The 9,675-nt window shown below is 70.7% G+C and carries 10 protein-coding genes; 6 read left to right on the top strand and 4 right to left on the bottom strand.

From position 1 onward, the window contains the following. The coding region (locus V7Z54_RS08630; protein WP_334135866.1) for a methylmalonyl-CoA mutase family protein at positions 1-410 on the top strand (410 nt) is incomplete at its 5' end. A gap of 29 nt (positions 411-439) precedes the next feature. Then, positions 440-1,360, top strand: coding sequence for a DMT family transporter (locus V7Z54_RS08625; RefSeq protein ID WP_334135865.1), 921 nt, complete (start codon positions 440-442; stop codon positions 1,358-1,360). Here the strand turns inward: V7Z54_RS08625 and V7Z54_RS08620 are convergent, their stop codons facing one another. After that, positions 1,361-1,951: a 5-formyltetrahydrofolate cyclo-ligase gene (locus V7Z54_RS08620; RefSeq protein WP_443082461.1), complete on the bottom strand. Its 591-nt coding sequence runs from the start codon at positions 1,949-1,951 to the stop codon at positions 1,361-1,363. A gap of 58 nt (positions 1,952-2,009) precedes the next feature. Here V7Z54_RS08620 and V7Z54_RS08615 point away from each other — a divergent pair, with 58 nt between their 5' ends. Together V7Z54_RS08615 and V7Z54_RS08610 are read left to right on the top strand one after the other, a co-directional pair. Continuing rightward, on the top strand, positions 2,010-4,124 hold the full coding sequence (locus V7Z54_RS08615; RefSeq protein WP_334135863.1) for a lytic transglycosylase domain-containing protein: 2,115 nt from the start codon (positions 2,010-2,012) through the stop codon (positions 4,122-4,124). A gap of 49 nt (positions 4,125-4,173) precedes the next feature. Beyond that, a complete protein-coding gene (locus tag V7Z54_RS08610) occupies positions 4,174-5,130 on the top strand; it encodes a complex I NDUFA9 subunit family protein (protein WP_334135861.1) in 957 nt (318 codons plus the stop codon). A 251-nt stretch (positions 5,131-5,381) separates the two neighbouring features. Here the strand turns inward: V7Z54_RS08610 and V7Z54_RS08605 are convergent, their stop codons facing one another. Further along, positions 5,382-6,659, bottom strand: a complete 1,278-nt coding sequence (locus V7Z54_RS08605) for an OmpP1/FadL family transporter (RefSeq protein ID WP_334135859.1) — start codon at positions 6,657-6,659, stop codon at positions 5,382-5,384. A gap of 100 nt (positions 6,660-6,759) precedes the next feature. Further along, entirely contained in the window at positions 6,760-7,335 is a 576-nt protein-coding gene (locus tag V7Z54_RS08600; RefSeq protein WP_334135867.1) for a DUF302 domain-containing protein, read from the bottom strand. A 358-nt stretch (positions 7,336-7,693) separates the two neighbouring features. Between V7Z54_RS08600 and V7Z54_RS08595 the strand changes: the two genes are divergently transcribed. Beyond that, positions 7,694-8,017, top strand: a complete 324-nt coding sequence (locus V7Z54_RS08595) for a metal-sensitive transcriptional regulator (RefSeq protein ID WP_334135857.1) — start codon at positions 7,694-7,696, stop codon at positions 8,015-8,017. Positions 8,018-8,036: 19 nt separating this feature from the next. Next, complete coding sequence (locus tag V7Z54_RS08590; RefSeq protein WP_334135856.1) at positions 8,037-9,362, top strand: multifunctional CCA addition/repair protein; 1,326 nt, start codon at positions 8,037-8,039, stop codon at positions 9,360-9,362. An 11-nt stretch (positions 9,363-9,373) separates the two neighbouring features. Here V7Z54_RS08590 and V7Z54_RS08585 read toward each other — a convergent pair. Next, on the bottom strand, positions 9,374-9,675 hold a 302-nt coding region (locus tag V7Z54_RS08585), incomplete at its 5' end, for an EAL domain-containing protein (RefSeq protein ID WP_334135855.1).

Raw genomic sequence — 9,675 nt, 5'->3', positions numbered from 1 at the left:
AGTTCGAGCGCATTGCCGAGCGCGGCGGCGTGCTGGGCGCGATGGAGACCGGCTACCAGCGCGGCCAGATCCAAGAGGAGAGCCTGCACTACGAAATGCTCAAGCACAGCGGCGAACTGCCCATCATCGGGGTCAACACCTTCCGCAACCCGCACGGCGACCCGATCCCCGAATCGCTGGAGCTGGCGCGCTCGACCGAGGAGGAAAAGCAGTCGCAATTGAAGCGCCTAGCCGACTTCCACGCCCGCCACGCGCACGAGGCACCCGCGATGCTGCAGCGCCTCAAGGATGCCGTCATCGACAACCGCAACGTCTTTGAGGTGTTGATGGACGCGGTGCGCTGCTGCTCGCTGGGGCAGATCACGCAGGCGCTGTTCGAGGTGGGCGGCCAGTACCGCCGCAATATGTGAGGGTGGCGGCCGCGTGGGATACTCGCACCATGCTTTTGTCGTGGCGTGTGTCCCGGGCCGACACCGGCAACCTGCGCAGCATCGCCGCCATGCTGGCGGCGGTGGCGCTGTTTGCGCTGATGGACACGGTGCTCAAGCACTTGTCCGCGCACTACCCGCCCGCGCAGGTGGCGGCGCTGCGCGGCCTGGTGGCACTGCCGCTGGTGGTGGGGTATTTGAGCTGGCGGCGTGCCTGGCCGCGCGTGTGGCGGGTGCGCTGGCCGCTGCACGCCGTGCGCGGCGTGCTGGCGGTGGTGATGCTGACCGCGTTTGCCCACGGCGTGTCGTCGCTGCCGCTGGCCAATGCCTACACGCTGTTTTTCATCGCGCCGCTGCTGATCACGCTGCTGGCCATTCCGGTGCTGGGCGAGCGCGTGCGGCGCTCGCACTGGGCCGCCATTGCCGCTGGCCTGGTGGGCGTGGTGATCGCGTTGCGGCCCGCACCCGGCGCGTTTCTGGGCTGGGCCGGGCTGGCCGTGCTGCTGGCAGCGGTGTGCTATGCCGCCTCGGCCGTGCTGGGCCGGTTGGCCTGCCGCACGGACGCGCCGGAGAGCCTGGTGTGGTGGTCGATGGTGGCGCTGGCCCTGGGCGCGGGCGCGCTGGCGCTGCCCCAGTGGCAGCCGCTGGCGCGCGAGCACCTGGGCGCGCTGGTGGCGCTGGCGGTGACGGGCTTTGCCGCCCAGCTGGCCATCACCGAAGCGTTCCGCCACGGGCAGGCCGCCGTGGTGGCGCCGTTTGAGTACACGGCGCTGGCGTGGGGCGTGGGGCTGGACATCGCGATCTGGGGCGTGTGGCCCGATGCGCCGACGCTGCTGGGCTCCGCGGTGGTGATCGGCGCGGGTCTGTACCTGATCCGCCACGAGCGGCTGCATGCCCAACGCGCGTTGCGCACCGGCACACCGCACCCGTGATCACTCACCGTCCACCGGCCACGCCACGCCCTGCTCGGTCAAGACGGCGTCCAGCGGCACGTCGTGTGGCTCGGGCTGCAGCCACGGCACGAACGCGCTGGCATACGCCAGCCCAACGGTGAACGGCCTAGGCTGTAGCGTCGCCAGCGTGCGGTCGTAGAAGCCGCCGCCATAGCCCAGCCGGTAGCCGCCCGGACCATAGCCCACGCAGGGCACAAACAGCAGCGTCGGCTGCACCACCTCGGTGTCCTTGGGCTTTGGAATGCCGTAGGCATCCTCCTCCATCGGACAGCCCGGGTACCAGACGTGAAAGCGCAGCGTGCGGGCCACCCGGTCGATCACCGGCAGTGCGATGCAGCGCCGCTGGCGGGCGCGCTGCGCGTCGTCGACATCGGCGGCCTCCTGCCAGCGGTGCAGGGCCGGCAGCGGGTCGAACTCGCCCTTGATCGGCCAGTAGGCACCGACGACGCGGTCGTCGCGCTGCACCATCCACACCCGCATGACGCGCTGCAGCGCCTCGGCGCGCGCCAGCCGGTCGGGCAAGCGCTGCCGCTCGGCGATCAGGCGCTCACGCCACGCACGCTTGCGCACGGCGGCGTCGTCCGCTTCCGGCTGGCACGGCGGGTCGATCTTGTCCATAATGGCCCTCATGCAAGGACGGTTGCCTCATCCCACCCGACCGGCTGACCGCCCGCTGGGCAGCGCATGGCCGGGGCGCGTGGCACGCATCTTACTGCGCCGGGGCTGGCGCGCCGCTGCGGCCTTGGCGCTGGCCGTGGGCACAGCGGGTGCGGCGCTGGCGCAGGGGGCGGCGCCTCCGCGCACCGATGGTGCCGCACAGACCTTGGCGGGGCGCGACGACGCCGCGGTCCGCACGCTGCTCGAGATGCGCGCGGCGTTCCAGCGCGGGGACGCCGCTCGACTCGCGCGGCTGCTGCCGCAAGTGCAGGGGCATGCGCTGGAGCCTTTGGCCGCGTACTGGGCGCTGCGCGCGCGGCTGGACGTCGCCAGCGCGGACGAGGTGCGCGCCTTTCTAATGCGCTGGGCCGGCACCTACTGGGAAGACCGGCTGCGCAACGACTGGCTGCTGCTGTTGGGCCAGCGCGGCGACTGGCCGACGCTGCTGGCCGAGGCGCAGGCGTTTCGCATGGCCGACGACCCCGAGGTGCGCTGCTGGGTGGCGCTGGCGCGGCTGGAGCGTGGCCTGGCCACCCCCCACGAGGTGGCCGCGGGCGTGCGCGCCGACTGGCTGGCGCAGCGCCAGGCCGGGCAAGCGTGCGCGGTCGCCGCGCGGCGCCTGCTCGCCGCCGGGGCGCTGCCCGCCGAGGTGGCTTGGCAGCGCGCGCGCATCGCCGCCGAGGCCGGACGCACCGCCGTCGCCCGCCAGGCAGTGGAGCTGCTCGATCCGGCCTGGGGCGCGCTGGCCGAGCGCGCGCTGCAGCAACCGCAGGGCTATCTGGACGACAAGGTGACCGCGGTGCGCCCCCGCACCAAGGAAATCGTCACCCTGGCGCTGATCCGGCTGGCCGCGCAGGACCCCGAGGCCGCCGCCACCGAGGCGGCCCACCCGCGCTGGCGCGCCCAGCTGACCCCCGAGGAAATGGGTTGGGTATGGGGGGCGATTGGCAAGCGCGCCGCCCAGCGCCTGTCGGAGCGGGCGCTGGCGTACTTTCAGCGTGCAGGCGCGGTGGCCTTGCCCGACGACTGGCGCGAGTGGCACGTGCGCGCGGCGCTGCGCGCCGGCGACTGGGCCGACGTGCAGCGCGCCATCGCGCTGCTGAGCCCCGCCAAACAGGCCGAGACCACCTGGAGCTACTGGCAGGCACGGGCCCTGCTGGCCAGCGGGCGTCCAGCTGACGCCGAGCAGGCGCGCGCTGTGTTCGAGCGTATCGCTGGCCCGGAAGGTTTTTATGAACAGCTCGCAGCCGACGCATTGGGACGTGCCGTGACGCTGCCTGCCGCGCCGCCGCCGCCCACGGCGGCTGAGCGCGCCGCGGTGCGTGCCAACGCGGGGTTGCAGCGCGCGTTGCTGGCCATCGAACTCGGACTGCGCAGCGAGGGCGTGCGCGAATGGCATTACGAAATCGCCCTGCACACTCCCGGAGGTCTGCCCGACCGCGCGCTGCTGGCTGCGGCCGAATGGGCCTGCGAGCGCGCCGTGTGGGATCGGTGTATCAACACCAGCGCGCGCACACGCGAGCTGGTGGATATCGCCCAGCGCTACCCGCTGCCGTGGCGCGAGCTGGTGGTGCCGCGGGCACGCGCCGTCGGACTCGACCCCGCCTATGTGTACGGCCTGGTCCGGCAAGAAAGCCGCTTCGTCACCGATGCGCGCTCGCACGTGGGCGCTGCGGGCTTGATGCAGCTGATGCCGGCGACGGCGCGCTGGACGGCGCGCAAACTGGGGCTGAACGACTTCGAACCGGCGCGCGTCACCGACCCCGAGATCAACGTCCAGCTGGGGACGGCCTACCTGAAGCTGGCGCTCGACGACTTCGAGGGGTCGATGGCCCTGGCCGCCGCGGCCTACAATGCAGGCCCGGGGCGTGCGCGACAGTGGCGCCAGGGGCCGGTGCTGGAAGCGGCGGTGTGGATCGAGAACATCCCGTTCGAGGAAACGCGTGACTACGTCAAGCGCGTGCTGTCCAACACCACACTCTACGCAGCCGTGCTCAGCGGCCAGCCCCAGCGCCTGAGCGAGCGCCTCGCCCCGATCGGGCCGCGGCTGTCCACGGCCCGCGCCCCCATCACCGATCTGCCCTGAGCGTGGTGCGGCGGCCCCACCGTCCACGCGGCATGCAAGCGAGGTTCGTATGAAACACGTGCTGGTACTGGGCGGCACCGGCTTCGTCGGCCGCCATCTGTGCGAACAACTCACCCGCGCCGGGGTGCGCGTCACCGTGCCCACCCGCCACGCGGAACACGCCAAGGCCATCCAGATGCTGCCGATGGTGGACGTGCGGGTGGCCGATGTGCACGATGACCGCGTCCTGGAGCGCCTGTTGCCTGGACACGACGCGGTGGTCAACCTGATCGCCGTGCTGCATGGCAACGAAGACCGCTTTCGACAGGTGCACGTCGATCTGCCTCAGCGGCTGGGCCAGGCGATGCTGGCAGCGGGTGTGACGCGCCTGGTGCATGTCAGTGCCCTGGGCGCCGATCCCACTGGTCCTTCGCGCTACCTGCGCTCCAAAGGCGAAGGCGAGACGGTGCTGCGCCTGCTCACCGACGCCGCTCTGGCGCTGACCGTGCTACGCCCCAGCGTCATCTTTGGGGTCGAGGACCGTTTTTTGAACCTGTTTGCGCGCCTGCAAGCCAGCCTGCCAGTGGTACCCCTGGCGGGGGCGGATGCACGCTTTCAGCCGGTGTGGGTGGGCGACGTGGCGCGCGCGATCGTGACGTGCCTGCAGCGCCGCGACACCATCGGCCAGACCTTCGAGGCCGTGGGGCCCGAGGTCTGGACGCTGCGCGAACTGGTGCGCCTGGCCGGGCGCCTGAGCGGCCATCCGCGCCCGGTGATCGGGTTGCCGCGCGCGCTGGGGTATTTTCAGGCGCTGCTGATGGAGTGGCTGCCCGGCGAGCCGCTGCTGACGACTGACAATCTGCGCTCGATGGAGGTGGACAACGTAGCCAGCGGCACCCTGCCCACCCTGGTCGATCTGGGCCTGCAGCCCAGCGCTGTCGAGCCGGTCGCGGCGCGCTATCTGGATACCGACGGCCCGGCTGACCCGCTGATCCGCTTGCGCCGCACGGCCCATCTGCGCCGCTGAAGAATAGCCCCGGCCCGTTCAGGACCTGCGCGGTCACCGATGGGGCCCGTGCGTGACGCCGCCGCGTTAGCGCCGTCCGTGGAGCGCTTGGGTAGGCCCGACGGCGGGGCTGCGCCGACCTTTGCCCGGTTTTTGCGCCCGCGCGCCGCAAGGGCGGTCGTTGCGGCCGGGGGCCGACCGCCACAAAAAAACCGCCAGCCGGAAACCTTCCGGCTGGCGACTAAGCGCTCACCCCAGCGCACGAAGAATCGTCAGAATTTGCGGCTGTATTGCACGCCAAAGCCGTTTTGGTGCATGCCGATGCGTGTGCCGGTTGGATTCATCGCCATGCTCGAGAAGTCCACACTGGGTCCAACCACGTTTTCACGCTTGCCGTGCCACAGCGCAAACGTCCATTCGGTGTGCGCATCGGGCGCATAGGTGGCGCCGAACATAATGTGCTGGCGGACCACGCCAGGGGCCAGGATGTTGAACATGGCATCCTGCGCGCCGATCGGGTTGTCGCCGCGGTTGTAGCCGGCGCGCAGCGTCCAGCGCTCATCCAGCTGCCACTGCACACCCAGTTTGACCACGCTGATGTCCTTCCAGCCGAAGCCCGGCCCGGCGGCGACACCCAACGGCTGCCCAGCCATCACCTGCGACAGGCTGCCGTTGGCGATCGATGCCACGTCGCCACAGCGAATGCGGGTGACATCGAGCGCCACGGTCACCTGTGGCGTGACGCGCAACGCCACCCCCACACCATAGTTGGCTGGGATGTCGAAGTCACCGGCTTGGGCGAACAAGCCGCGGTACTTGTCGAAGCGGCTCATGCGGATCTTGGGCGAGTACGCGGCTCCTACCGTGACGCGGTCGCCCAGCTGGCCGAAGTAGCCCAGCCGCACGCCGACGCCGGTGCTGCTGTCCTTGCCGCGGTTGGTGAGATTGGCCGGGTCGGACGACTGGGGGGCAAACGCCTGCAGGCCGTAGGCTTCGAAGCGTTGCAGCACGAGCAGCGGCGACACCCCCAACGCGTGCCCGTCGGCCACCTGCCACGCCAGCGTGGGCGCGACGATCACCTGCATCAGGTCCACACCCAGCTTGCCCTGCCCGCCGAGCAGGTTGACCCCATTGGGAAACGGCGCATAGGAGGTGTTCATGCCGCCGTTGCCGTACACCGTCAGGCCCACCGCCATGCGCTCCGACAGCTTGGCGCTGTAGCCGAATTCGGGAATCAAAAACGCGGTGCGGCCGCTGTCGACGACGGGCGTCTGCCCGACGAACTGCGCATCCCGGTACGGACGAAAGATCTCCGCCCCGATGTCCATGCGGCTGCCCGAAAACATCGCCGCCGCGGGGTTGTTGACGCCGGCAAACCCGTCCTGGGCCAGCGCGATGGATGCGCCGCCCATACCCTTGGCCTTCAGACCAAAGCCGTGCGGAAAGTAGCCGTTGGTGGCCCAGGCGGCGGGGGCCAGACCCGCGGCCAGCAGCGCCATGGCCAGCCTGGCGGGGGCGCTTCGCCGGCGCCGGGTGATGTGCGGTTGCATAGGATGTCTCCTCCGTTGGTTGGGGGTGGGTGGGCGGCGCGCTTGTGCGTGGTGCGCCGGCGAGGCGGCGGCGGGCCCGGCGGGCCGCCGCCCGAAACGCTCAGAATTCGCCCTTCGAGGCGCGCTCCATCATGTCCCAGACGGCCTGTCGCACGCTCCAGGCCTCCTCCTTCAACGGCGAGGGCAGCTTGCGACCCATCTTGACCATCATGTCCATGTTCAGCGTGTACAGCCACAGCCCGTCGGGCCGCTCCACCAGCGCCACCCGGCACGGCATGTAGGCCGCCATGTGCGGGCTGAAGTCGGCCATGCGGCGCGCGATGTTGGGGCTGCAGAACTGGTAGATCGTCAGTACCGGCTCTTTTTTGCCGGAGCGGGCCTCCAGCTCCTTGGACAGCGGCAGCGTGCCAACGTCGCGCATGTTGTGCTCGACCATCACGTTGCGCAGGATTTCCTCGACCTCGGCCACCGTCAGGCCAGGCTTGACCTTGCGCTCCCAGGTGGTGGCCACGGCAATGTCGCCGCCGCCCTCGACCCAGCGGTCCCACATCTTCATGGCCTCGGCGCCAGCGCCGTCCTCCAGCTTGCCGATGGTGGCCACGGTGCCGCAGCCGCTCGACAGTACGGCTGCGGCGGCCACCGCGACCACGGCGGCTCCGCGCCGCCAGTGTTGCATCGTCACACCCATATCGTTTCCACTCCTCGTTGTCCCGGTGGGGCTTGATAAAAATCAAGGTGCACCCAGAGTAGCGCATCGCACCGCGCTCGGACATCCGCATTTACCCTAGGGGGTAGGGTGTATTGAAATCACGAGCGGGGGAGCGCCCGACACGCCGGCCTCGCGACGGGACAATGGCGCACCGGGAAGACCTACCGCAAACCCAGCTGCACGCGGTCACCCTCTTGTAGGGCCATCGCGGCGCGATGGCAAATCCAGCCCCGCGACTCGACACTCAGCCGGCGTTGCCAACGCCGCAGCAGCGGCCCGGTTTTTTTGGCACACTGCAGGTTTTGACCCACCTCCGGGGTTCGCCATGCATGACACTTCGGCTTCCCGCACATCCTGCCCGAACGAGGGCGAAGCCCACGCGCCCTCGCGCTACCGCAGCGAGCACCAGCGCGACGTCGTCAACCGCCTCAAGCGCATCGAGGGCCAGGTGCGGGCACTCATCGAGATGGTCGAGGCCGGGCGCCCGTGCGAAGATGTCGCGCAACAGATGTCGGCCGCGCGCAAGGCCATGGACAAGGCGTTTTTCCGCATGATGGCGTGCTCGGTCATGGAGTCGGTGGCGGTCTCCGACGACGAGACGCTGCGCGAGGTCGAGCGCTCCACGCGCATCCTCGAGAAATACGCCTGAGCCCACACGGCAGTCCGGCATGGAGATCTACCTCGTCGGCGGCGCGGTGCGCGACGGGCTGCTAGGGCACTTCCATCTAGCGCACCAGCGGCCCGACGGCTCGGCGCACGCCGACCGCGACTGGGTGGTGGTGGGTGCCACGCCCGAGGCGATGGTGGCGGCGGGCTTCCAGCCGGTGGGGCGCGACTTTCCCGTGTTTCTGCACCCCACCACGCGCGAGGAATACGCGCTGGCGCGCACCGAACGCAAAACCGCGCGCGGCTACCACGGCTTTGCCTTCCGCGCGGCGCCCGACGTGACGCTGGAGCAGGACCTGGCGCGACGGGACCTCACCATCAACGCCATGGCGCTGCCGGCTGCGGCGCTGGATGCGGCGGGGCGCTTTGACCCGCAGGATCCGCGCCTGGTGGATCCCTACGGCGGGCGGCGCGACCTGCGCGACCGGGTGCTGCGGCACGTCACACCGGCTTTTGCCGAGGATCCGGTGCGCATTTTGCGCATGGCGCGCTTTGCGGCGCGCTGGCCCGACTTCACCGTGGCGCCCGAGACGATGGCCCTGATGCGCGACATGGTGGCGCACGGCGAGGTGGAGCATCTGGTGCCAGAGCGGGTGTGGCAGGAACTGGCGCGCGGGCTGATGGAGCCGCGCCCGTCGCGCATGCTGCAGGTGCTGCGCGCGTGCGGGGCGCTGCGCGTGCTGCTGCCCGAAGTCGACCGCCTGTGGGGGGTACCGCAGCGGGCCGACTACCACCCCGAGGTGGACACCGGCGTACATCTGGAGATGGTGCTGGACATGGCCGCACGCCTGCGGGCGCCGCTGGCAGTGCGCTATGCCTGCCTGTGCCACGATCTGGGCAAAGGCACGACGCCGCCCGACATCCTGCCGCGCCACCTCGGTCACGAGGAGCGCAGCGCGCGGCTGGCCCGGTCGGTGGGGGAGCGCTGGCGTGTACCCACCGATTGCCGCGAGCTGGCCGAGGTGGTGGCGCGCGAACACGGGCATATCCACCGCAGCGAGGGGCTGTCGCCTGCCGCCACCTTGCGGCTGCTGCAGCGCTGCGACGCGCTGCGCCGACCGCAGCGCTTCGAGCAGGTGTTGCTGGCTTGCGAGTGTGACGCGCGGGGACGGCTGCACCACACCGAGCGGCCGTATCCGCAGGCGGCACGCTTGCGAGCCGCGCTGCAGGCCGCACTGGCGGTGGACACCGCGGCCGTGGCCGCGCAGGTGCAGCGCGAGCGCCCCAACGCGCGCGACCTGGGGCCACGCATCGGCGCCGCCATTGCTCACGCCCGCGAGCGCGCCATCGCCGCGGCTGCGCAGGCGCTGCGCCTAGCCCCGGCCTGAGCGCGGGCCGCTTACGCATTGCGCGCCAGCAACTCCTGCCGGGTACGCAGCCGCTCGATCAGCGCCGCCACGTCCTCCCCCTGCCGCACCGAAGCCAGCGCCTCACGCCACAGAGCGGGCATGCGCCAGCGCGCATGCCAGCCCGGCCAGTCCTGCGCCGGCATCGGGCGCGCGATCCCGTAGCCCTGTCCTTCGTCGCAACCCAGCGACAGCAGCACTGCCCCGTGCAGGTCGGTCTCCACCCCTTCGGCCACGACCTGCCGCCGGAAGTTGTGCGCCAGACCGATGACGGCCTGCACCACTTCCAGATCCT

This window comes from Tepidimonas sp. (assembly GCF_036824975.1).
Classification (GTDB): Bacteria; Pseudomonadota; Gammaproteobacteria; order Burkholderiales; family Burkholderiaceae_C; genus Tepidimonas.
Note: the sequence above shows the minus strand (reverse complement) of the source record. Positions and strands in the feature narration are given on the sequence as shown.

Bases quoted from the DNA above. Each gene is read 5' to 3' on its own strand.
- V7Z54_RS08625 (WP_334135865.1), top strand. From the start codon at position 440: ATGCTTTTGTCGTGGCGTGTGTCCCGGGCCGACACCGGCAACCTGCGC.
- V7Z54_RS08615 (WP_334135863.1), top strand. From the start codon at position 2,010: ATGCAAGGACGGTTGCCTCATCCCACCCGACCGGCTGACCGCCCGCTG.
- V7Z54_RS08610 (WP_334135861.1), top strand. From the start codon at position 4,174: ATGAAACACGTGCTGGTACTGGGCGGCACCGGCTTCGTCGGCCGCCAT.
- V7Z54_RS08605 (WP_334135859.1), bottom strand. From the start codon at position 6,659: ATGCAACCGCACATCACCCGGCGCCGGCGAAGCGCCCCCGCCAGGCTG.
- V7Z54_RS08600 (WP_334135867.1), bottom strand. From the start codon at position 7,335: ATGCAACACTGGCGGCGCGGAGCCGCCGTGGTCGCGGTGGCCGCCGCA.
- V7Z54_RS08595 (WP_334135857.1), top strand. From the start codon at position 7,694: ATGCATGACACTTCGGCTTCCCGCACATCCTGCCCGAACGAGGGCGAA.
- V7Z54_RS08590 (WP_334135856.1), top strand. From the start codon at position 8,037: ATGGAGATCTACCTCGTCGGCGGCGCGGTGCGCGACGGGCTGCTAGGG.